At 41.8% G+C, this 24,778-nt stretch carries 16 protein-coding genes; 9 read left to right on the top strand and 7 right to left on the bottom strand.

Annotated features, from left to right (window positions below; all coding sequences use genetic code 11):
* Positions 1-1,396: 1,396 nt before the first annotated feature.
* Together OFN67_RS07075 and lepA are read left to right on the top strand one after the other, a co-directional pair.
* Positions 1,397-6,886, top strand: coding sequence for a hypothetical protein (locus tag OFN67_RS07075; protein WP_270868804.1), 5,490 nt, complete (start codon positions 1,397-1,399; stop codon positions 6,884-6,886).
* Positions 6,887-6,985: 99 nt separating this feature from the next.
* Positions 6,986-8,776, top strand: coding sequence for a translation elongation factor 4 (gene lepA / locus OFN67_RS07070; protein ID WP_270868803.1), 1,791 nt, complete (start codon positions 6,986-6,988; stop codon positions 8,774-8,776).
* A gap of 838 nt (positions 8,777-9,614) precedes the next feature.
* Here the strand turns inward: lepA and OFN67_RS07065 are convergent.
* The 3 genes from OFN67_RS07065 to OFN67_RS07055 form a co-directional block, all read right to left on the bottom strand.
* Complete coding sequence (locus tag OFN67_RS07065; protein WP_270868802.1) at positions 9,615-10,424, bottom strand: transporter substrate-binding domain-containing protein; 810 nt, start codon at positions 10,422-10,424, stop codon at positions 9,615-9,617.
* 132 nt (positions 10,425-10,556) lie between these two features.
* Positions 10,557-11,486: a ribose-phosphate pyrophosphokinase gene (locus tag OFN67_RS07060; protein ID WP_270859651.1), complete on the bottom strand. Its 930-nt coding sequence runs from the start codon at positions 11,484-11,486 to the stop codon at positions 10,557-10,559.
* Between the two features lie 57 nt (positions 11,487-11,543).
* Positions 11,544-13,298 carry a DNA polymerase III subunit gamma/tau gene (locus OFN67_RS07055; protein ID WP_270868845.1) on the bottom strand — a complete coding sequence of 585 codons (1,755 nt, stop codon included), beginning with the start codon at positions 13,296-13,298 and terminating at the stop codon, positions 11,544-11,546.
* A 94-nt stretch (positions 13,299-13,392) separates the two neighbouring features.
* Between OFN67_RS07055 and OFN67_RS07050 the strand changes: the two genes are divergently transcribed.
* The 6 genes from OFN67_RS07050 (at position 13,393) to OFN67_RS07025 (ending at position 20,305) form a co-directional block, all read left to right on the top strand.
* A complete protein-coding gene (locus OFN67_RS07050; protein ID WP_270868801.1) occupies positions 13,393-13,938 on the top strand; it encodes a YajG family lipoprotein in 546 nt (181 codons plus the stop codon).
* 7 nt (positions 13,939-13,945) lie between these two features.
* On the top strand, positions 13,946-14,557 hold the full coding sequence (locus tag OFN67_RS07045; protein ID WP_270868800.1) for a ComF family protein: 612 nt from the start codon (positions 13,946-13,948) through the stop codon (positions 14,555-14,557).
* 79 nt (positions 14,558-14,636) lie between these two features.
* Positions 14,637-17,288 (top strand): DNA gyrase subunit A, encoded by a 2,652-nt coding sequence (gyrA, locus tag OFN67_RS07040; protein WP_270874010.1) that lies wholly within the window; start codon positions 14,637-14,639, stop codon positions 17,286-17,288.
* Complete coding sequence (locus OFN67_RS07035) at positions 17,281-18,312, top strand: aspartate-semialdehyde dehydrogenase (RefSeq protein WP_270862114.1); 1,032 nt, start codon at positions 17,281-17,283, stop codon at positions 18,310-18,312. The genes gyrA and OFN67_RS07035 overlap by 8 nt, the downstream gene beginning before the upstream one ends.
* Positions 18,313-18,389: 77 nt before the next feature.
* Positions 18,390-19,412, top strand: a complete 1,023-nt coding sequence (hemE, locus tag OFN67_RS07030) for a uroporphyrinogen decarboxylase (RefSeq protein ID WP_270868798.1) — start codon at positions 18,390-18,392, stop codon at positions 19,410-19,412.
* Positions 19,412-20,305, top strand: coding sequence for a radical SAM protein (locus tag OFN67_RS07025; RefSeq protein ID WP_270868797.1), 894 nt, complete (start codon positions 19,412-19,414; stop codon positions 20,303-20,305). The genes hemE and OFN67_RS07025 overlap by 1 nt, the downstream gene beginning before the upstream one ends.
* Positions 20,306-20,411: 106 nt before the next feature.
* Here the strand turns inward: OFN67_RS07025 and OFN67_RS07020 are convergent, their stop codons facing one another.
* The gene (locus OFN67_RS07020) at positions 20,412-21,515 is read right to left on the bottom strand and encodes an MBL fold metallo-hydrolase (protein WP_270868796.1); all 1,104 of its coding nucleotides are present in this window, start codon (positions 21,513-21,515) and stop codon (positions 20,412-20,414) included.
* A 124-nt stretch (positions 21,516-21,639) separates the two neighbouring features.
* Between OFN67_RS07020 and OFN67_RS07015 the strand changes: the two genes are divergently transcribed.
* Complete coding sequence (locus tag OFN67_RS07015) at positions 21,640-22,818, top strand: NAD(P)/FAD-dependent oxidoreductase (RefSeq protein ID WP_270868795.1); 1,179 nt, start codon at positions 21,640-21,642, stop codon at positions 22,816-22,818.
* Positions 22,819-22,875: 57 nt separating this feature from the next.
* Here the strand turns inward: OFN67_RS07015 and OFN67_RS07010 are convergent, their stop codons facing one another.
* The 3 genes from OFN67_RS07010 to OFN67_RS07000 form a co-directional block, all read right to left on the bottom strand.
* Positions 22,876-23,562 carry a tetratricopeptide repeat protein gene (locus tag OFN67_RS07010; RefSeq protein WP_270868794.1) on the bottom strand — a complete coding sequence of 229 codons (687 nt, stop codon included), beginning with the start codon at positions 23,560-23,562 and terminating at the stop codon, positions 22,876-22,878.
* Positions 23,563-23,637: 75 nt separating this feature from the next.
* Positions 23,638-24,120 (bottom strand): TlpA family protein disulfide reductase, encoded by a 483-nt coding sequence (locus OFN67_RS07005; RefSeq protein WP_270868793.1) that lies wholly within the window; start codon positions 24,118-24,120, stop codon positions 23,638-23,640.
* On the bottom strand, positions 24,110-24,778 hold the full coding sequence (locus OFN67_RS07000; protein ID WP_270868792.1) for an ABC transporter ATP-binding protein: 669 nt from the start codon (positions 24,776-24,778) through the stop codon (positions 24,110-24,112). The genes OFN67_RS07005 and OFN67_RS07000 overlap by 11 nt, the downstream gene beginning before the upstream one ends.

Raw genomic sequence — 24,778 nt, 5'->3', positions numbered from 1 at the left:
AAATTTTCAGAAAAATAAATCAAACAAATTTAACCACCCAAATAACAAAAATAAAAAATCCACTAAATGCCTTGATTATTCACATTTTCAAAGGTTAAATTTATATTTATTTTAAGCGATTTAGTAATAAAATAGAGAAAATTTTTACACATAAAATGATGGAGGTCATATTATGAAAAAAGAAAAGGTATTTAGCAGAGCGTTATCTGCTATGTTGATTTTGTTTGGAGTTAGCGTTGGCGCGTTCGGCGATGATATTAATTTGGACGAGTTAGATGATACGCACTATGCCAAGGAATTTCCTGTTAATGTTAAAACAATTCATCCAGTTGTTCCAAATAATGGCGAAATTCCTTCTGATGCCAGAGGTGAGCATATAGGTATCATACTATACGGTGGACGGGGAACGAGAGTTAATGCGTTTGGTGGTATTTTGCCTTGTGATACCGATGGCAATGGCACATATAACGATGGTAAATGCGATGATAATTACAAACCAAATGCTTGGTATGGTGAAAACGGAAAAAAACAAGTAGTTAATTTTTCTACTATGGAGATTGGTTCTTATGATATTACCCACACTCAACAATTAAGATTTGGTGGACCTGGTAGTTATGTATTTGGCGATATTGTTACGGGAGGAAGTCCTGTTTTAAAGGCTATGGATCGTCCATATATTTCTTTGTCAAGTAGAAACATGCTTAATCCTATGCCCGATAGAAGTTGGAATGCCCCTTTTCTTAATGACGGCAAGGTAAGCGGTTTTAATAGCACCACAGATACTATTAAACTTCCAAAAGGTGTTAAAAAAGAAGACATAACTTTTGCTCGACTTTATTGGTTTGGTAATCTATTTCCGGATAATAGTTTAACAGATAGTTTTGGTGATATGAATTGCGATGAAAAAGATAAAGCAGAAGCTGCAAAAAAAGGTAAGCCTTGTAGAAGAATGCCAAAAGTTCTTAAAATAGATGAAATAAAAGGTTACCAAGATGTAAAATTAAAGGTTGGAAATAAAGTTTATAATCTTACTGTCGATAAGACACAAAAAGACAAGATTGAAGCAATAGAAAAAAATGGCGGTGTTTGTCAAGGAATTTTTTCTTATAACTCATCTTTTTTTACCCAAGAAGCTAAAAATCAAAGATTTAATATGAACTATATCTGTGCTATCGATATTATTGATGAAGTAAAAGAAAATTTTATAGATGGTACCACAGACCTTGATATAACCGTAGGAAATGTTAAGGCTACAAATCTTGATCCAACTCACGATTATCCAGGCGATCTATCTGGTAACCAAGTGTGGTCAAGAGCGGATGCTAATGACGCTCATACTTATGAAGGTGGCTTTATGGGTGGTCTTAATGGTTCGGGCTTAGAGTCTAACCATCAGTTGCCTTTTGGCGGTTGGTATGTAACGCTAGTTTATGATAAAACTATGAAAGCCAGAGAAGAGGCAAAACAAACAGGATTATTGACGCAAGAAGAGCTGGATTTGTATTACAAAGCTAAAAATGTTACTTTGTATGATGGCTATGGGGAGATTCAACCAACTGGTGATGTTCAAAATGTTACGGTCGATTTTACATTAAATGGTTTTTATACTCCGGAAGACGGTCCGGTGCACGGTAAGATAATCTGGGCATCAGGTGGTGCTGAGTGGGGTCCTCACAATGTAGATCCAACTTTAGGTAAGCGCGAAGGTTTATATATATCACGAGAGCCTGGCAATTTTGATATGGTAGATCATCCTTCTAAGAGATTAAAAAATCCGGCTAATCCGTATGATGGATCACCGCTTAATGGAACAATATCAAGATATACAATCGGCGACAAGGGTGAGTATGTGTTTGATGGTCCTACGATTAGTGATGTTTTGGATCGTAATGGAAACTATAATCAAGGTTTCGATTTAGATGAATACGATATTTCAAGCACTAGCGAGAGTAAATTTCTTGGTAATGGACAAAGTTCTTTGTCGTTAAGGGCGTATGTATCTAAATTTGATCCGAACGGAGATCCTGGTGGTGGCTGGCACCAACGCGCCTTTATTCCATTTATCGGAATGTCTGTCGATTTATATATTCCACAACTATGCTATGAGCAAAAAATGTATGATACAAAAGGTTGGTTGGGATTTTACAAGCAAGATGGCACCCCGATAGATGAACCAAAAGATGTGGAAGATGTCACTGTCGTAACTGGTGAGAATTTGTATTATAGAACCGAGATTAGAAATAAAAAAAGTGATGAAGGTAATGTTGCAAAAGGTGTATGGGTGAGAGTAGATACTGGTAGAAGCAATACCTATGTGCCAAATTCATCTGGTATAAACAATGTCCCCGTAGAAGGTGCTAGTCTAGATGGCAGAAGGGATTTTGTGTTCTTGCAAGATAATACACCTGGTGCATACTCCACTCAGGCAAAAAGAGCTGCTGGTGGAACCCCTGATGTAACTGATACGGTATATGCAGGAAAACAGCTAAATTCTTTAAGAGATAATCAGCTTAAATTTTATGTAGGTCGTGGTGCTGGTAGTTTATCAGGAACTGAGCCAGTCGGTGGCGAACTAAAAATAGGCGAATCTGTATTTTTGGAATACAATGCTACGGTTGGTAGGACTTTTACATATACGCCTATCCGCTATACAGTGGGATATACTATGGAGCTAGCTGGTCAGCCAGTAGTAGGACCTACTGCTATAATGAATCGTTGCAAAGAGGGAGAAAAAAATGTAAAAATCGTGCTTCTAAATGGTCTTAAAGTGGTAAATCAAAATTTCAAAGATCATTGCGATGATGATGATGATGACGACGATGACGACGACGATGATGATGATGAGTGCAGTAAAAGTAATAAAAACAAAACTCTCGCCCAAGACGATAGATTATTTACTCAAATAGCCGAGTCGCCGTTTAAAGTAAATATGATATTTAAGCCAGATATCAATGATATCTTTGATGAGTATTGTGTCAGTAGAGATACAGATGGTAAATGTAAATATAAGTCAGATGATTTTGATTTATGTGAGAACTACGCTGGAATATTTTTGCCGGCTGATGAAAAGGGAGAGTGTCGCGCAAGAGTCTATAAAAAAATAGGTAATGTGTGGGGAGTGTGTATGCCAGGAAATGGTCCTGATGGATGTAGCACTGGTGAGCTTGACGGTAGCTTGCAATACTTCCCGCTTCCTGGTGATTTGTATCTTTCGGCTATCAGAACTGGTAGTGGTTGTAAATACATAACCGATAATGACAAGTTACCATTTAAGGTAAATGGCAAGAATGAAAGGTTATTTAACTACAAAACAGGATTTAAAGAAGAACAAGAAAAATCAAAGAAAAAAGTAGTTCCGCTCGAAAAAATTGAGTTTGAAGATGCTTTCGGTGGCGTTACATTTATGTTTAGTTATAGACCTAGGGGTCTAACTCTTAACAATGACTTTGATAAACTAGATATGAATGCTACTGCACTATATAATTATAATCCAGTAGATAATCCAAATGCCGAAGCTGAGCTGATAACAAACTCAACAGAGTATTATAAGAGATATCAAATCGAGAGCTTGTATGAGAAATATATAGATAAAGATGCGAATATACCTGATAGTGTCAGGGCTATTTTGGACGAGTATAGTTTAGATAGATTTAGGATTAGGCTATCTGAATATCGTGCTAGGACAGTAGAGGAAGCCCAAGCTAAAAAACGCAGATTAGAGTTAGCGTGGCTTGCGGATACTATGACAGGCAATACTCCGAGCGAGGAAAGAGCAGAATTTGAAAAAGAGAAAAATGCTGTTGTAGCTGAGCTAGATAGTGCGAGATCGTATTTCGGAACTGAAATGTCACCAGACGGGTCTTTCCATGTATGTGATAGCGATCATTTCGTAATCAGACCTGCATATTTCGAAGTAGATATGGCAAAAACTAGCAAATACGCCAAACTAGTAGATCCTGATAAAGACGGCGATATCACTGAGGCTTTGGTTAATAGCCCCACTAGTGATTTACGCGTAGGCGGTAAATATTCAGATAATGATGATGTATTAACCGAAGTATTTTATGCAAGAAGCTATAAAGGTAACCCGGTGCCTAACTATAATGCAGTGTTAGGTGGAAATTTGGGCGAGAAAAGATTTGCTCAAAGAAACAGCTACACGATTAAATCATTAAGCGTAGATGAAGCAAATGCAAATGTGGCATTTAGAGAGCAAAAAACATACCTAAAACCATTTATCTCTAATGATTGTTATGGAGTTGTATCTGGTCAGGCTTACTATGTAGAAAAAGAATTGCAAGATAGAACCGGTGTCAAATCTACGCTTGGCACAGAGTGCAATACTCGCTCGCCTTACTCTGGCTTCAAATTTGAGGACGGAAAATATACGATAGATGATTTGACCATGTTGGTGAAAAAACAAAAAGAGACTGACGAGATAGATAATGATTTCGGTAAAATAGATACTGGTTGTAAGGTCAATGGCAAAGATTTTTATACTAATTATGATAAAATTTGGGATAAAGATGCTATTTCTTTGCTTGCAGATTTTGGTGTAAAAAGTGTAAATCTCTCAGAGGGTGCTGCTAAGATAGAAAGTAGATTTGGCACAAATGATTTAATAGTGCAAGGTAGATTAGCGCCAAATGAAAAAGCAGATGTAGCGGCAGTATTGACTACCGAAACGCTATATTCTGATGCAAGTAAATCTAGCCTAAAAGGTCAAATTTTTAACTACTACAATGTCGGTGATGTGCTAGTAAATGTTTATGACAACTCATGGACTGATAAAAATGGCGATCAAACCTATGATGAGAGAAAAGACGGCGATGATAAGTATTGGGGAACTAAATGTATCATCGACTCTGCTACAAATAAACCTGATAGCACAGGTAGAGTAGGTTGTGATATCAGTATAAAACGAGCCGAGAAAAAAGATAGCAATGAGAGCTTGGGATTGGTTTTGAGATATAAACCAGATCGCATTAAGGTATCATCTATCGGATTGCAAAACGGCTTAAATGGAGCTGGTTGGAAGTTTGTCAGAAAAGAAGATGGCAAACTCGTAGATGTAAGTGATTATGACGCTAACGCTTCTGTGCTTGTAGGTAATTATACAAATGGTGTTGTTTCAAACCTAAATCAAACCCGCTTTACATACTTTAACTCAGTAGAAGTTGAAGATGATGTAACGATAGATTATTATGGTGATAATAATGTCACTATAACCCTTGCGGACTCAGATAAAAACAAAGCTGTTACTAGCCAGTTGAGTGAGTTGGCTATGATAAAGGCAAATGCTAAGGTATATTTGAGCGATGAAGTATATAGCGATGTCATTGCTACACTTTATGACGGAAGAGCATACAAAGCAAAAGAAGGAAAAGAAGGAGAGGCCATGCAACCATTGTGTGGTTTTGCTAGCGATATGGAGCTTAGTGTAGGATTTGATTATGATTGTGCTACAAACTCTACCGATGCTCGTTGTATTCAAGGACAAACCGCATTGACTACTACTAGCGAGATAGATTATAAACCATATCCAGATAAACCTAATTTTGAGGTCAAAATTCCTAGTGGAACGCAGTATTTTAACGATAATGTTTGTAAAGCTAGCGCAAATTATGATAGTAGATGTTATAAATTTAATACCAAAAATCAAGGGGCGGCTGGAACGAGATCAGAAGTCGCTAATGAGCAACAAGCATTTCCTTTAAGTGCTGCGATTAGCTTCTATACTGATAAGAGTTTAAATAGTGGTTTTATCCACAAAAAAGATTCTAATGGCAATAAAACTGGCGTGTATTTGAATCCAAAACAACCAGATTTCATCTTGATGTCTCGTGCGTTTAAAGAGGGTCAAACACCTAGTGCGACTATCTATTTTAACTTCGATAGAATGCAAAAAAATCCGCATTTGCCTTTGGTGATTTATCCGACTGATTTTAGTCTAAGCAATTTTAAATTTATAGATGATAAAGCATCTATGTTGCCGGCTAAATTCAAGAAAGATTATGCAACTATACCTTATGCAACCACCGAGATTTCATCTGCTAAACAGCCAATGGGTGGCGTTAGGGAGATGAAAGTCGAGAATTTCGCTGATTATGCAACAAGTCTTGGTGGTGTCGCAGCCTTGCCTAGTGGAACTGGCACCTATGCATATTTCATATATGGTAAATCATACGATGTAGATAATGGTGGCGATATCAAACGCACATCAGTAAGAACTAATGTAAATATAGATGTTTATGAGGCGTTGTATTGTCCTAAGAGCGAAGATGATTGCTCTACTTTACTAGCTCCTAATACTACTTATGAGCTTTTAAAACCTAGCAGTAATATATTTAAAGCCCTTAAAGATGCCGGCGAATATGAACCTATGGAAAATAATAATTTTGTTTTAAACAAGCTTTCCACAGGAAGAATTGACGCTAGCAATATAGCTGATGTTTTTGTGTCTAGGTATGCTACTAGTAAGGCAACCATAATACCTTCTGGCAAAAATAATGGAGCAAATTTTAAAGACGGAGTTCAGACTATATCTGTTACTTCTGCTACCAGAGGAAGCGATACGATTAGGATACTAACAAATCCATGGCTTATTTATACGCCAGATAATGGAATTCATGGCAATAAAGTATATATAGATGAGACACCAAGCGCGTCAGAGTATGCTTATAGATATAGTGGCGTAAGACAATACTATAATCCTATCGAGGTTAGATTTAGTCTCGGTGGTGCTTGGGGCGGTGAAGGCACTATCAAAGATGGCGAAGATGATGTAGGTAACTTCGTCGGTGGTAATGACACTAGTGCTTCTGGAAACAGTGTCGAAACTAATGATGAAGCACGATCATACCGCAACAACCGCATTAACTGGTAACTTTCACGCCAGTTAAATTTTAAAGCCTAGCCTTGGTGCTAGGCTTTTTTAAATTTAATCAAATTTAAAAAAATAGTAAAATTTAAATTAGGAAGACATTTGAAAAATATACGAAATTTCAGCATTATTGCCCACATAGACCACGGCAAAAGCACCCTTGCAGACAGACTAATCAGCGAGTGTAAGGCGGTCGAAGATCGTCAAATGAGCTCGCAAATCATGGATACTATGGATATCGAAAAAGAGCGTGGTATCACTATCAAGGCTCAATCTGTGCGCCTAGAATACGAGCTTGGTGGCGAAAAATATGTCCTAAATCTCATCGACACCCCAGGCCATGTGGATTTTAGCTACGAAGTGAGCAGAAGTCTGGCTAGCTGCGAGGGCGCGATACTTGTCGTCGATGCCAGTCAGGGCGTGCAGGCTCAAACTATCGCAAATGTCTATATCGCACTCGAACACAACCTAGAAATTATCCCAGTGCTAAACAAAATCGACCTTCCATCAGCAGATCCTGCGCGCGTCAAGGACGAGATCGAGCATATAATCGGACTTGATTGCTCAGAGGCAATCGAAGTAAGCGCAAAAACAGGGCAGGGCATAAAAGAGCTATTAGAGGCGATTATCACGAAAATCCCAGCCCCTAAAACCGATGAAAACAAGCCATTAAAAGCGCTTATTTATGATAGCTGGTTTGATAACTATCTTGGCGCACTCGCCCTTGTGCGCATTTATGACGGAGTGGTCAAAAAGGGCGATGAGGTCTATGTCATGGGCACTGGCGGTCGCCACGAGGTGCTAGGGCTCATGTATCCAAACCCTCTTGCGCCGATTAAAACAAACGCCGTTCGAAGCGGCGAGGTCGGTATCGTAGTAATGGGGCTAAAAAATGTCATCGATGTGCAAGTCGGCGATACGATTACGCTCTATCGCAACCAAGCTTCCCAGCCAATCGGTGGCTTTGAAAAGGCCAAGCCTTTTGTGTTTGCTGGAATTTACCCTGTCGAAACCGATAAATTCGAAGAGCTCCGCGACGCGCTAGATAAGCTCAGCCTAAATGATAGCTCACTTAGCTACGAGCCTGAGACCTCGCTTGCGCTTGGATTTGGCTTTCGCGTGGGGTTTTTGGGCCTTTTGCACATGGAGGTTGTCAAAGAGCGTTTGGAGCGCGAATTTAACCTCGATCTAATCGCTACTGCGCCGACTGTTACTTATGAGGTCTATCTCACAGACGGCTCTATCAAGCGAATCCACAGCCCTAGCGAACTGCCTGAGCCAAATTATATAGATCATATCGAAGAGCCCTATGTGCGCGCTACAATTATTACGCCGAGTGAATTTTTGGGGAATTTAATCACGCTTTTAAATTCTCGCCGTGGCGTGCAGACCAAAATGGACTATATCACGCCAGAGCGTGTTTTGCTCGAATACGATGTGCCGACAAATGAGATTATTATGGATTTTTACGACAAACTCAAATCCTGCACCAAAGGCTATGCGAGTTTCGATTACGAGCCTAGCGATTATAGGCGCGGAAATTTGGTCAAACTCGATATTCGCGTCGCTGGCGAGGCTGTCGATGCGCTCTCTATCATCGTGCCGGTAGAAAAGGCGCAGTCTAAGGGCAGGGATCTGGTAAAAGCGATGAAGGAAATCGTCCCGCGTCAGCTTTTTGAAGTGGCGATTCAGGCTAGTATCGGCAACAAAATCATCGCCCGCGAAAATGTCCGCGCCATGGGCAAAAATGTAACCGCCAAGTGCTACGGTGGCGATATCACGCGCAAGCGCAAGTTGCTCGAAAAGCAAAAAGAGGGCAAAAAGCGCATGAAGGCTATCGGCAAGGTGAATTTGCCTAGTGAGGCGTTTTTAAGCGTTTTGAAGATTGATTAAAATTTGGCTTTTTGGTGAATACTGCCCCGGATTTCGCCTAATTTGTCATGTGAGAATTTTGTGAGGGTAAAATTTGTTTAATTTGTCATTGCGAGCTTTCGTAGAAAGCGAAGCAATCTACGAGCATAAACTATAAGACACTGTAATTCGTGTCATTGCGAGACGGCAACGCCGTCGAAGCAATCCAGTAAAATTTAGAGTGAGTTTTTTAAAATTCCATAAAATATAAATTCCGATAAATTTTTCTGCGAATTAAAATTTATTTGAATTTCCTTGGATTGCAACGCTGGGCTCGCAATGACAGTAAATTTAGCGTTCGGTAATTTTAAATCGTAGATTGTTTCGGCGCTATGCGCCTCGCAATGACAATAGCGAGCAAATTTTGTTTAATTTGTCATTGCGAGAATTTGAAACGGAAATTTGTCTAATCTGTCATTGCGAGAATTTTGCGCTAGCAAAATTCGTGGCAATCTACGAGTGCAAACTACCATACGCTTTAATTCGTGTCATTGCGAGACGGCAACGCCGTCGAAGCAATCCAGTAAAATTTAGAGTGAGTTTTTTAAAATTCCATAAAATATAAATTCCGATAAATTTTTCTGCGAATTAAAATTTATTTGAATTTCCCTAGATTGCAACGCTGGGCTCACAATGACAGTAAATTTGGCGCAAGGAATTTTAAAGTCGTAGATTGCCACGCCGTGCAAGCACGGCTCGCAATGACAAATTAAAAGTCAATGAAAATCCCATGGATTGGCATGTTAGCTGCGTTTGCTTGCAAATGACAAATCATAGAAATTTATAAGCCCAAATTTGGGCTTATAAAGTAGAATTTAGCTTAAAAATTGCTAAGGAAATCGTCTAGCAGAAGGTATTTTTTATCAATACTGCCTTTGTAAAATTTCTCGAAAGTATCGGTGTATGCGTGTTGGAAAAACTCCGCCTTTGTTAGCTCAATAATCGCGTTATTTACGAAATTTATAAGCTCTGCGTTGCCTTTTTGCGCGCCCACACAGATATAATCTATCTCGCCTACGCTTTTGATGCCAGTTTCTAAGCTAGGATTATTCATCACAACTGCGGCGGCTGTGATATTTGTATGCATGTAGCCATCGACTTCGTTTGATAGCATTTTTTCCGCGCACTCTACGCCATGTTCGCAGTAAGAAACATCAAAACTGTATTTTTGTGCATTTGTTTTGAGCCAATCATCGCTTGTGGTACCCTTTTGGACTATGATTTTTTTGCCTTTTAAATCAGATAGTTTTGTAACCCCGTCAGCTTTTCTGGTGACTACGACTTGCACATCTGCTAGGTATGGCACTGAAAAATCCACTTCCTTAGCGCGCGCTGGTGTGGCAGAAAAGTTGCCGACCACTAGGTCTAAATCGCCGTTTTTAAGCATAGGAAGTCTGTCTTTTGCTTCGATGACTACTAAGTCGATTGAGCCGTCGCTTCCTACTAGCTTTGTGCCGATTTCTTTGGCCAAAGATACCTCGAACCCCTCACTCTCGCCGTTTGCTTGCGAGCTAAATGGAGGCAGGTTTTCTCGCACACCGATTTTAACCTTTTTGCTTGATTGAATTTCTTGCAAAGAGGCACCAAATGCACATGCACAGCCAAGTGATAAAAGTAAAAACTTTTTCATTATATACTCCTATAAATGAAATTTTAGTTTTTTTTAAAAATATATTAGGAGTAATTTTACCGTGAAATTTTAAAATAAAATTTAAATTTCACGGCAAATGTGGGTAAATTTGAAGAATTTTAGTATAAATTTTTAACCAAAAAGGCTATTTACGCTCTCGTCGTGATATACGCGACGGATAACCTCGCCAAATAGCGATGTTACCGAGATGACTTTGATTTTATCGCACTCTTGGCGCAACGGAATCGTATCTGTGACGATTAGCTCATCTAGCGCGCCCTCATTTAGCCTCTCATAAGCTGGTCCGCTTAAAACCGCGTGTGTGCAAAACGCCATAACGCTAGTCGCACCTCGCTCTTTAAACGCAGCGGCGGCTTTGACGATAGTGCCGGCTGTATCGATCATATCGTCGATCAAAATCACATCTTTGCCATTTACATCGCCGATGATATTCATAACTTCGCTTTTGTTGGCTTCTTCGCGTCTTTTATCTACAATAACCATATCCAAATTTAACTTTTTAGCAAAGGATCTTGCGCGCGCCACACCGCCGACATCTGGGCTAGCGATGATAGGGTTTTTTAAATTTTTGTTTTTGAAATAGTCCAAAAACGCCAAAGAGCCATATAGATTATCTACCGGAATATCGAAAAATCCCTGAATTTGTCCAGCGTGCAGATCCATTGTCACCACTCTATCAATGCCCGCTGTTTGCATCATATTTGCGACGAGTTTGGCGCTGATTGGCACTCTTGGGGCTGCCTTGCGATCCTGTCTAGCGTATCCGAAATACGGCACCACGGCTGTGATTGATCTAGCGCTTGATCTTTTTAGCGCGTCGCTTAGGATTAAAAGCTCCATTAAATTTGAGTTAGCCGGAGCGCAGGTCGGTTGTATGACGAAAACATCCTTGCCGCGCACACTTTCGCCGATTTGCACGCTAATCTCGCCGTCGCTAAATGTCTTGATAGAGCACTCGCTAAGTGGCAAGGATAGGTATTTTGAGATTTTTTTTGCGAAGTCAGGATTGGCACTTCCTGATACGATTTTATAGCCACGCATATTTTGCCTTTGTGATAAGATGAGCCCTAATTTTACACCAAAGCTGATAAATTTAAGCTAATTTTCTACGATTTTACTCGGTTCGCCGAAAAGATTTGCAAGCTCGGTTTTTAAAATTTCTTCCTTGCTCACAGCCTCGCTTGCAAGCTTGGCAAGCTCGTTTTTAGTTTTTTGCATATCAGGCTTGGCTGCTTCGGCGCTGATTTCGTAATTGCTCAAATTTGTCTGATTTAGCAAATTTGGCTTGGGTAAATCCTTTGGCGGGGTTGTTAAATTCGGCTTTGGCTCCGCCTCGCGAAGTGGGGCATTTTGGGTGATTGAAATTTTAGCATTTTCGCCAAAAGTCATTTTCAAAACGCTATTTATCGCCCTTGACGCGGCGCGCAAATACTCTTTGTCCTCGTTTTTGGCGCGAGAAATCAGATACAAAGTGGAGTTTTCGAATTTGACAAATTCAATGCAATTATCAAATTTCTCGCCCAACTCGTAGCTTCTATCGTATAAATTTGAGAGAAATTTATCATACGCCGAATTCGCACTTAGCGTATCTGCGCCTGTTTTTTGCGCTACTTTTTGCTCTAAATCGTTTAGTTTTTGGCTAGTTTTGTTTTGCACAGGGGCTGAATTTTGCGCTGAATTTTGCGTTAAATTTGGCGCATTTCGCGGTGCGCTGAAATTTGCATTTGCTTGCGCGCTTTTTGGCGTAGCAAAATTTGGCGCAGAGCCCAAATTCGCCCCGCTTGCACCACTATCACCAATGGATTTTGAAATTTCGATTAACTCGTCGATTTCTTGCAAATTCACAGCTTCCATCATCAAAAATATCATCATCAAAAGCGAGTAAGTATTATCCGAACTCACGCCTAGCATACTTTTTGCGCCGGCTAAAATTCGGAAAAATCGCTCATAAATTAGCATGCTAAATTTGGTATCATTTCGCAAAAATTTCTCTTTTAAATTCGCAATCATCTCGTCGATTATGGTCTCAGCGTTGTAGTTTTCGATCTCTTTGACGATTTCGATAGCGCCCACGCGGTCTTGGCGCAAAACGATTTCTAAAATTTCATTGATTTTGGCGGGATCTAGGAGCCCCAGCATATCGGCTACTGCGGTTTGCGTGACATTTTCTTCGCTATAAATTATGGCTTGATCTAAAAGCGTGAGAGTATCCCTGAGCGAGCCAGAACCGCTTCTAGCTAGGATTTTGAGCGCGCCGTTTTCGTAAGAAATGCCCTCGTTTTGCAAAATCGCTTCAAGGTGCGAAATAATCGCTAATTGGGCGATTGGTTTGAAGCGGAAGTGTTGCGTGCGCGAAAGCACGGTCGCTGGTAGTTTGAGCGGGTCTGTGGTAGCTAGGATAAATTTCACATACGCAGGCGGTTCTTCAAGCGTCTTTAAAAGGGCGTTTGAAGCCTCTTTGGTAAGCATATGAACCTCGTCAATGATAAAAATTTTAAATCTCGCACTAGCCGGGGAGTATTTGGTCTGCTCGATTAGCTCCCTGATATCGTCGATTTTGCGGTGGCTTGCGGCGTCCATTTCGATGATATCGATATGGCGACCCTCGTTTGCCATTATGCAGTTATCGCAACTCTCGCAAGGCTTCGAAGTGGGTCCGTGATCGCAAAGCAGGGCTTTGGCGAAAATACGCGCGGTCGAGGTCTTGCCAGAGCCTCTAAGTCCGCTAAAAAGATACGCATGCCCTAGTCTTGCGCCGTCGAGTGCGTGCGCTAGGGAGCTTGCGATTGCGTTTTGTCCGATTAGGGCGTCGAAGTTTTTGGGTCTGTATTTTAGTGCGAGTGCTTGCAAAATTTCTCCTTGATTTAAAACCTTTAATAATACAAAAAAAACTATAAATTTAAAATTTATCGCTATATTACGCCAAATTTTTCAAAAAAGGATCAAAATGAAATCAATTTTTGTCGCAATCTTTGCACTTTTAATCGCAGGGTGTTCGAGCAATACGCCTGTTTTGGGGCTTAGTCCATATATTTCTGGTGTTGCGCCACAAGCAAAAACCAAAAGCGCTGGCGAGCTAAATATCAAAGACTCTCGCCAAAACAGCCTAATCATCGGCACTATCAACGATAATAGCGGAAATTTAATCGACGAGGTTTTGCTTAAAACAGATTTGAGTTCGTGGTTCGAAAATGCCCTTAAAACCGAGCTTGGCGCGCGTGGCGTAGCCATAGGCGCAGGTGGGGCTAACATAAGCGTGGATATCAAAACCCTAAATGCCGCAATCGAGGGGTATTCTAAACAAAATATGAGCGCAAAAGCCGAAGTTTTCATCACTATCGTAAATGGCACCAGAACGATTACCAAGCGCGTGGCCCAAGATCAAAGCGAGTTTGCAGCCCTTCGCAATGCCCGCACAATGGAGCCTTTCGTCGAAAGTATGCTAAGAGATATCATCAAAAAATCAGCCGATCAAATCGTCTCTTCGCTCTAAATTTTAAATGCGTTGCATTAATTGTGGCGCATTTTCCCTGCGCCTTTTTTGCGCCTCTTGTGCGCGCACCCTCTCGCAAAACCGCCTAAATGCGCGCGTGGTGGAGGATTTCGTGGTATTTTATTATTACGGATACTCGGAGGTTAAAAATTTAATCCTCTCCAAGCACCATTTGCACGGAAGCGCGGTTTTGTCGCGCTTGGCTAAATTTAGTCTGGCGAAATTTCCAAATGAATTTAAGGCTTTTTTAGATGAGAATTTGCCAAATTTGACGCGCGAAATCCCAAATTTCAAATTTCAAGCTGTCCCGCTAGATGATGATATCAGTTCAGGTTTTTCGCATACTGCCGTGCTTGCTCGTGCGCTAAAATCGCGCGAAATAATGCCAGCTTATGGCGTGATTAAAGCCCAAAACAAGGTCAAATACGCAGGTCAGTCCTTGGAATTTCGCCTAAAACACAGGCGCGATTATAAAATTGCAAAAGAGCCAAAATTTCCCGTGATTTTAGTCGATGATATCGTTACAACCGGGCTTAGTATGTTGGAGGCTAGGGAGGTTTTAAAAAAGGCTGGATTTAGAGTGGTTTTTGGCATAGTTTTGGCAAATGCACAAATTTAAGCAAATTTACGCGAATTTTAGGTTACTCAAAAGGTTTTTTTGCTAAAATCAAAAGTTTAAATTTGCAATAAGGAAAGATATGCAAGAAAGTATTTTTGACACACAAGAAATCATAGACATAGATGTTGAAGAATCAATAAAAACAAGCTATTTAGACTATTCGATGAGCGTTATCATAGGTCGCGCCTTACCTGATGCCAGAGACGGCTTGAAGCCTGTGCATAGGCGAATTTTATACGCTATGAACGACCTTGGAGTTAGCTCTCGCCAACCATATAAAAAATCAGCGCGTATTGTAGGCGATGTCATCGGTAAATACCACCCACACGGCGATACAGCGGTGTATGATGCGCTAGTGCGTATGGCACAAAGCTTTTCTATGAGAATTCCAACCGTCGATGGTCAGGGAAACTTCGGCTCGATTGACGGAGATGGCGCGGCTGCTATGCGTTATACAGAGGCTAGAATGACGCCACTAGCCGAAGAGCTTTTGAAAGATTTAGACAAAGAGACGGTCGATTTCATACCAAACTACGATGAGAGCCTAAGTGAGCCTGATGTGCTTCCTGCGCGCGTGCCAAATTTGCTTTTAAACGGATCGAGCGGTATCGCTGTGGGTATGGCGACAAATATCCCGCCACATAGCCTTGATGAGCTTGTAGAAGGGCTTTTGCTTTTAATCGACAATAAAAACGCAAGCCTTGAAGAGGTCATGCAATACATCAAAGGTCCAGATTTCCCAACTGGCGGACTTATTTTTGGTAAAAAAGGCATTATTGATGCTTATCGCACAGGGCGTGGCAGGGTCAAACTCAGGGCCAAAACGCATATCGAAAAAAAGGCCAACAAAGATGTCATCGTCATCGACGAGCTTCCATATCAGACAAACAAAGCCCGCCTTATCGAGCAAATCGCGGATTTGGTCAAAGATAAGCAAATCGATGGTATTAGCGAAGTGCGCGATGAGAGCGATTTCGAGGGAATTCGCGTCGTAATCGAGCTCAAACGCGACGCTATGAGCGATATCGTGCTAAATAATCTTTTCAAACAAACCACTATGGAGGGCACTTTTGGCGTAATTATGCTAGCAATCGACGGCAAAGAGCCAAAGGTATTCTCACTAATCGAGCTACTTAAACTTTTCTTAAATCACAGAAAAACCGTCGTCATTAGACGCACGATTTTCGAACTTCAAAAGGCACGCGCTAGGGCGCACATTTTAGAGGGTCTTAAAATCGCGCTTGATAATATTGACGAAGTGATCGAAATCATTAGAAATTCAGCCGATACTGCGATAGCTAGGGAAAATTTAATGGCTAAATTTGGCCTAAGTGAGCTTCAATCAAACGCGATTTTGGATATGAGGCTAAGCAAGCTAACTGGCTTAGAGCGCGAAAAAATCGAAAACGAGCTAAAAGAGCTTTTGGTTGAAATTTCACGCCTTGAAAATATCCTAAAATCTGAAAATTTAATCGAGCAAATCATCAAAGATGAGCTCTTAGAAATCAAAGATAAATTTAAATGCCCGCGCATTACAGAAATCGTCGATGACTACGATGATATCGATATCGAGGACCTTATACCAAACGAAAATATGGTCGTAACTATCACGCACCGCGGATATATAAAACGCGTGCCAAGCAAGACTTACGAGAAGCAAAAAAGAGGTGGCAAGGGCAGGGTAGCCGTGACTACATACGATGATGATTTCATCGAAAATTTCTTCACTAGCAACACCCACGATACGCTTATGTTTGTGACTGATCGCGGACAGCTTTACTGGCTCAAAGTCTATAAAATCCCAGAGGGCTCACGCACAGCCAAAGGCAAGGCTATTGTAAATTTAATCAAACTCGTAGGCGATGAAAAAATCATGGCAATTATCCCGACTACCGATTTTTCAGATAGCAAATCGCTAGTATTTTTCACCAAAAATGGTATCGTAAAACGCACAAATTTAAGCGCGTTTTCAAATATCCGCTCACTTGGCGTAAGGGCTATCAGCCTAGATGATGATGACGCGCTAGTAACTGCGCTAATCGTGCCAAATGAGGCAGGCGAGAGCGCACCGATTGAGAGCGATGATGAAAATGGACAAAATTTAGAAATTTCGCAAGAAATCGAAGAAGTTGAGAGCGAAATTTTAGATGAAAACAGTAGCGAAATCAACGAAAATATGATTTTCATCGCTACTAAAAAGGGTATGTGTGTTAAATTTAAACTCGGTAAAGTTCGCCAAATGGGACGCGTAGCCAGAGGCGTGAGAGGGCTTAAATTTAAAGAAGCAGGCGATGAGGTGATTGGTGCGACATTTATTTTAAATGATAATTTAGAAATTTTAAGCGTGAGCCAAAAAGGCATTGGCAAACGCACCACAGCTAGCGAATATCGCCTCACAAACCGCGGTGGCAAGGGCGTAATCTGCATGAAGCTCACAAACCGCACCGGCGATTTGGTGGGCGTAGTAATGGTCGATGAGGAAATGGATCTCATGGCGCTAACCACAAGTGGCAAGATGATTCGCACAGATATCCAAAGCATACGCAAGGCTGGACGCAACACAAGTGGCGTCATCGTGGTAAATGTCGAGGGCGATGATGTGGTTAGCATTGCTACTTGCCCGAAAGCAGAAAGCGATGATGAGGGCGAAGTGGGCGAAGAAAATGGTGGCGAGAGCCTAAATTTAGAAAATAGCGAAAATCAAATCATACAAGGAGAGGGTGATGAATAGATATAACATCGCAATCGTTGGCGCAACAGGCGCTGTTGGCGAAGAGATACTTAGAGTTTTGTCTGAGTTAAATTTCCCAGTAGCAGATATTTTGCCACTAGCTAGCGCACGCTCGGCTGGCGAGGTCGTAGAATTTGAGGGCAAAGAGTATGTGGTAAAAGAGCTTACTGAGACTACATTTGAAGAAAACGAGATTGATATCGCGTTTTTTAGCGCAGGTGGCAGTATTTCGGCGCATTTCGCACCGCTTGCAGCGGCTAGTGGCGCAGTGGTAATCGACAATACAAGCCATTTTAGAATGCAAGATGATGTCCCTCTCGTGGTGCCTGAGTGCAATCCTGGCGATATCGAGCTATGGGAGCAAACAGGAATCATCGCCAATCCAAACTGCTCAACTATCCAAATGGTGCAAATCCTAAAACCACTAAACGACGCTTTTGATATCGAGCGCGTAGATGTGAGCACATACCAAGCCACAAGTGGCGCAGGTAAAGAGGGTATGAGCGAGCTAGTCGAACAGCTTCAAGCGTTTTTTGCCTTTAAGCTCGATGAGTGCGAGCCAAAGGTTTTCGCTCACCAAATCGCAATGAATGTAATCCCACACATCGATGTTTTCAACGAAAATGGTTTTACAAAAGAAGAGCTAAAAATGGTAAATGAAACGCAAAAAATCCTACACAAAAACTTCCCAGTAGCCGCCACTTGCGTGCGTGTGCCTGTCATGAGAAGCCACAGCGAGGCGATTACGATTAAATTTAAACAAGATTTCACCCTTGAAAAGGTGCGCGAAATTTTAGCAAACGCAAAAAGCGTCGTGCTTTGCGATGATCCAAGCGAGAAAAAATACCCTATGCCAATCGTCGCTACCGATACGAACGAGACTTTCGTAGGCAGAATCCGCCGCGATATTTATGATGATAAAATCTTGCACCTTTGGTGCAGTGCCGATCAAATCCGCGTCGGAGCGGCTACAAATGCCGTTAGAATCGCGCTTGATTGGATTGAACTTCAAGAAAACAAATAAATTTATGGGCGCAAATTTAAAGCGCCCATTTTAAATTTTACAAATTTCACTAAATTTAGCCTATTTAAGGAGCAATGATGATTTTTATCGACGCATGTTTGAAAAAACCGACACCTTATACGCCTGTGTGGATGATGAGACAAGCTGGGCGTTATTTGCCAGAATACATGGCGGTGCGAAAAAGCGTGGGCGGATTTTTGGAGCTTTGCAAGGATTTTCGCAAGGCTAGTGAGGTTACGATCCAGCCTGTGGAGATTTTAGGCGTCGATGCGGCGATTTTATTTAGCGATATTTTGGTTGTTCCGCTTGAAATGGGGCTTGATTTGGAATTTGTCGCAGGCGAGGGACCAAAATTTAAAAATCCTTTGAAAAATTTGGAAGATTTAAAGGCTTTAAGTCCCGAAAAAGCCGTGAAAAATCTGCAATATGTCTATGATACGGTTGCACTAACAAGGCAGAATTTAAGCGATGATAAGGCGTTGATTGGCTTTTGTGGTTCGCCTTGGACGGTGGCGACATATATGATCGAAGGCGGCACGACAAAAACTTATGCGATTTGCAAAAAAATGGTGTATTCTAACCCTGAGCTTTTGCACGAGATTTTACGCGCCGTTACGGAGACGACCAAACTTTACCTTGAAAACCAAATCAAAAACGGCGTAAATGCTGTGCAGATTTTTGATAGCTGGGCGAGTGCATTAGAAGAGAGCGCATTTTTCGAGTTTAGCTGGAAATATATTTTAGAAATTTGTGACTATTTAAAGGCGAAATTTCCGCAAGTGCCGATTATTGTCTTTCCAAAAGGCATTAGCGGATATTTGGATAAGATTAGCGGTAATTTCGATGTTTTTGGCGTGGATTGGAGCACTCCGATAGAGTTAGCTGCGGCAAAACTTGGCGAAAAATACACGCTTCAAGGAAATATGGAGCCAACCCGCCTTTATGACAAAGGAGCCACAAAACAGGGTGTTTCGCACATTTTAGAAGTGATGAAAGGCAAAAATCACATTTTTAATTTGGGTCACGGAATACTGCCTGATATTCCTGTGGAAAATGCGAAATATTTCATAAATTTAGTGCATGAAATGAGCGCAAGATAATGAAATACATTTTCGGTCCCATAAGTTCGCGCCGTTTTGGGCAGAGCCTTGGGATTGATTTAAGTCCAAATTCGAAGCAATGCAACTTCAACTGTGCATATTGCGAGTTAAAAGCAAAAAAGCCTATTTCGCAGATGAGCGAGATTTGCGAGATTTCGCCCGTGACCCACGAGCTAAAAACGGCTTTGGCTAAATTTAAAAATACCCAAGTCATCACGCTTACGGCTAATGGCGAACCTAGTCTTCACCCTAAATTTGGCGAACTTGTAAGCGAGATTAAGGCGTTAAATTTGCCACAAAAACTGCTAGTTTTATCAAATTCGAGCAGAATTTCTCAAAACCGCGAAGCGTTTTTGAAATGCGATATTTGCAAATTTTCCCTTGATAGCGTGATTTACGCGACTTTTAAAAAAATCGATAATCCGCATGATAGTGTAAATTTGGACGAAATTATCTCAAATTTGATTAAATTTAGCTCTGAATTTAGGGGAGAATTAGTTATTGAAATTTTGGTTGTTGCTGGTCTTAATGATACTGTCAGCGAATTTGAAGCGCTAAATTCGGTGCTTGAAAAAATAAATCCCGCTCGCATTGATTTAGGCACGATTGATCGTCCGCCTGCGTTTAAAAACGCTAAGCCAGTAAGCTTTGAGAGGCTAGAATTTTTAAGCAAATTTTTGAAAAATCAAAGCGTAAATATAGTCGCAAAACCAAAATACGATAGCGAAAAGCTCGATTTTAGCGAAGATGAAATTCTATCTATGCTAGTTCGCCGTCCCCAAAGCCTAAGCGATGTAGAGGCTAAATTTAGCGAACTTTCAAAGGCAAATTTAGCAAATTTGCTAAATTTAGGAAAAATCACTCTAAAAGACGGATTTTATAAAATTTCATAAATTTTGCAAAATACTGCCCTGAAATTTGCTTGTTATTGTCATTACGAGGCGTGAAACGACGAAGCAATCTAGTAAAATTCAAAGCGAAATTTAACGCCAAATTTCGCTATTTTACACTCTCCCACCATCTGTTTTGCGGTAAATTTGATAGGTTGAAAACCTCCCCCACAAGCGGCGTTGTGATAGTGTATTTCGCCCCAGCTTCCTTACTGGCGTGCACCAATCTTTCCATAGGCTCGCTCCATTTATGATACGCCAAATCAAATTTCGCCCAGTGTATCGGCAAAATCGCGCGCGCACCAAGCACGCTGGCGTTTTTCGCGCTTTGCTCTGGCATGGAGTGGATCTGCGCCCAGGCGCGGTTGTAGGCGCCGTTTTCTAGCATGGCGATATCAAAGTGTCCGTATTTTTGCGCGATTTGCGCGAAATGCTCGCCATCTCCGCTATCGCCCCCGTAAAAAATCCTAGCCCCATCAGCGATAATCGCATACGAGCCCCACAGCGTGGTATTTTTGTGAAATCTACCGCTAAAATGTCTAGCGCGTTCGAGCGTGAAACTCACGCCATTTACGCTTGCGCTCTCTTCTAAATCTAGTTCCGTGATTTTCGCGTTGCTTACGCCCCAGCGAAGCAGGTGGGCGCGCACGCCAAGAGGCACGATATAGCGCTCTGCTTTGGCGTCAATCTCCCTGATAGCGCGCATATCGAGGTGATCGTAGTGATCGTGGCTGATTACCACGCATAGCTTTTCAGGCAGGTCCGAAATCCTAGGCGTTATCTCATACTTAAATGGCGCACCACCCACGAAAATCGGCGAGGCGCGGTAAAATACAGGGTCGGTGATGACATTTAAATCATTTATGCGAAATAGCACACTCGAATGCCCAAACCAGACAAAGTCGCCGTTTTTGAGGGTGCTAGGCTCGAATTTCACGCTAGGAAGCGCGCGCGAGGGGTTTTTGCCCTTGGGTGTAAAAATCATATCATAAAGCCAGCTTAGCATGCTTGGCATTTCATCGCTGGTCGCAAGCACCGTAGGCTGGGCGTTTTCGAAGGTTTTGCCATTGTATGCTTTGCTAGCGCGGATTTTCGCCATAGAAATCTCATCTGGCACTCCGCCAAAAACAGGGTGAAATTTCACGAAGCAAAGCACGAGCGCGCCCAAAAACAAAACCGTAGCAAAAAACCAAAAAATCGATTTTAAAATCATTTTTTCCCTTTGAAATTTTTGGTTTATATTAGCGAAATTTTGAAATTTTGCTTAGACAAATTCTCCAAATTTATTGCCCAATTTTGCAAATTTTAGTAAAATGCGCCCAAAAATAGGAGAAATTTTGATTTACGATGTGATTGTTGTGGGCGCGGGTGCGGCTGGGCTTTTTAGCGCGATAAATTTGCGCGCAAAAAGCGTTTTGATTGTGGAGAAAAACGCCTTGGCAGGGCGCAAAATCTTAGCCAGCGGTGGTGGGCGGTGCAATATCACAAATGCAAATTTGAGTGTGAAAAATTATTTAGGAGATGAAAATTTTATCTCGCAAATACTGCGCCGACTAAGCGTAGATGAGCTTTTGAGCGTGTTTGCGCCTTTGGAATTTGGCTTAGAAAAAAACGCTCAGTATTTTTGCAAAAACCACTCGCGCGCAGTATTGCAAAAACTATTATCTATGGCGCAAAAGAGCTGCGAAATTCGCACAAATTGTGAAATTTGCGAAATTTCAAAGAGTGGTGAAATTTTTAATGTGCTTAGTAGTAAAGGCGAGAAATTTTGCGCCAAAAATCTCATAATCGCCACTGGTGGGCCCAGTTTTAGGGCGCTTGGTGCAAGTGATAGTGCGCTAAGCTTTGCGGTGAGTTTTGGCATAAAGTGCGAGAAATTTCGCCCAGCTCTCGTGGGGCTTTGCGTGCAAAAGAGCGAGTTTTGGTTCAAAAATCTAAGTGGCGTGAGTCTTGGCGTGCGCGCAAAGCTCGCAGGGCGCGAGATTGCAGGCGAGGCGCTATTTACGCACAGAGGCATTAGTGGGCCAGCGATTTTAAATGCGTCGCTGTTTTGGAGAAGTGGCAAAATCACTCTAAATTTCGCCCCAAATCACAATATGCAAAGCCTAGAAAAGGCCCTAAATGGCGGGAAAAAACAGCTTTCGAGTTTGCCATTTTTACCAAAACGCTTTGTTTTGGAGTTTTTGCGCTCGCAAAATTTGCAGGATAAAATTTTCTCAAAATACAGTCCCGCAGAGCTAGAAAAAATCGCGCGAATTTTTTCTTACGAGTTTGCCCCTGCTGGCACTTTTGGCTTCGAAAAGGCCGAAATTAGCGCGGGTGGCGTTTGCACGGACGAGCTAGGCGCGGATTGTGAAAGCAAAAAAATCCCCGGGCTGTATTTTGCAGGCGAGTGCATAGACGCATCTGGAATGCTAGGGGGATATAATCTGCATTTTGCCTTTGCTAGCGCTCTTTGCGTGGCACGCGCGATAAATTCTAAACTTAGCGCGCGAAATTTGGGCAAATTTGGCTAAAATTTGCAAATTTGAGAAATTTTAAAATTCGCCAAATTTCGCAAATTTAGCCCAAAATTATCGCTCAATTTTTTCGATTATGATATCGCCTGATTTTAGCCCTTCGAGCGTGGTTTTGGCCTTTTCGTCGTCTTTAAACTCGGCGCAGTAAATCTCCAAATACTCAATCCCTTTGGCGTTGTTTTGATTCATTAGCTCGATTGCTGCGAGTGCCAAATACGGGCGTTTTGCGCCAAGAGCTGTGGCGCGAGATAAAATTTCTTTTGCCTTGTCTGTGCGAGTGGAATTTAGCAAAAACTCGCCATAAGTCGTTAAAACCTCAGTGTTTTGGCTATCGCGCGCTAGTATTCTCTCATAAATCGCGTCGGCTTTTTCCTTCGCACCTAGCACATCGAAATTGTGTTGGGATACATAAATTTGGGCGAATTTCATATCGAATTGCGTGCGGTCTTTGGCGTCGATTTGATCGGTGATGATCTCTTTGTTTATATATTCAAAAACGCTCGCCATGAGCACGGAGTCGTTGTATCCTTGCTCGGCTTCGTCCTCGCTGTCAAATTTCAGCGGATACTCGCAGGCGTGTTTGCACAGCGCGTCGGAGTATTCGTAGAGTTTGGCGATGTCGAGGTTCGCACCACCATTAGGATTTTTTTTCATTATAGCGTCGTTTGAATACGCGCTATACGGCTCGGCGCAAAGTGCGCTAAATAGGGCGAAAATCGCGATTAGTATGCGGTTTGTCATTTTCTTATCCTTAAATAAAAAAGTTACTAATTCTAGTGGAAAAATTTAAATAATTACTGAATTTAGACTAAATTTTTAAATTTCATTTTCAAACGCACTTTTTGGATACAGACCGATTAGTTTTTTTACCATTTTGCCGTTTTTATCAAAAACAAGCGAGGTTGGCGTGCCAAATATCCCGCCAGCGACATTTGATAGGTATTTCACAGAGGCTGGCGCGCTAAGCGTAGGGAATTTTACCCCTTTTTCGCGCGCGGTTTTAAGATCTGTTTCTAGCTCGCCACCACCGCCTAAAACGCCGATTACAAAGGCTTTTTGCGAGGCGTGGATTTCATTTAGGATAGGGGTTTGCGCCCCACATGCCCCACACGAAGCCGTGAAAAAAAACAAAATCACAGGTTTGTCGTTTCCGCTCACGCCAAAAGAGCGAGTTTTAGGGTCAAATTTCGTCGCGATACTCTCGCCATTTAGGGCTAAATGGCGTTTTTCGCCATCGCATGCGCCAAGTATTAAAGCGCACGCTAGGGCTAGCGCAAATTTTAAAATTTTAAATTTCATTTAAAACCTCGATTTTATCTAATTTTCCGTGCCTTAAACGCACGATTTTATCGGCGTATTTGCCTAATTCTTCGTTGTGCGTGACCAGTATGAGGCTCTTTCCTTCGGCGCGCAGTCCCTTAAAAAGCTCTAAAATCACAGCCTCGTTCGCCTCGTCTAGATTGCCCGTAGGCTCATCGGCGATGATGATATCAGGCTCGTTGATTAGGGCGCGCGCGATACAAAGCCGCTGCTGTTCGCCACCGCTTAGCTGGCTTGGTCTATGCGCTAGCCTGTGCGCTAGGCCAACCCTTTCGAGCGCGCTTTTTGCGCTTTTTTCATCGACACAGGAGTGATAGTATTGATTTAGCATGACATTTTCAATGGCGTTTAGGTATGGTATGAGGTGGAATTGCTGGAAAACTAGGCCGATTTTTTTGCGACGAAATTCCAAAATTTGCGCTTCATTTAGCGAGCTAGCATCATCTCCGCCTAGCAAATACTCGCCCTTTGTGGGGTTATCCATCAAAGAAAGGATATTTACAAGCGTGCTTTTGCCACTCCCGCTTGGCCCCATTATGCTCACCCACTCGCCCTTTTTCACGCCAAAGCTAATATCATCTAGCGCCTTTACATCGCCAAAATATTTACAAATACCATTAAATTTTAAAATTTCCAT

This window comes from Campylobacter sp. JMF_11 EL3, from assembly GCF_027736965.1.
Lineage (GTDB): Bacteria > Campylobacterota > Campylobacteria > Campylobacterales > Campylobacteraceae > Campylobacter_B.
This window is presented reverse-complemented; position numbering and strand designations above follow the sequence as displayed.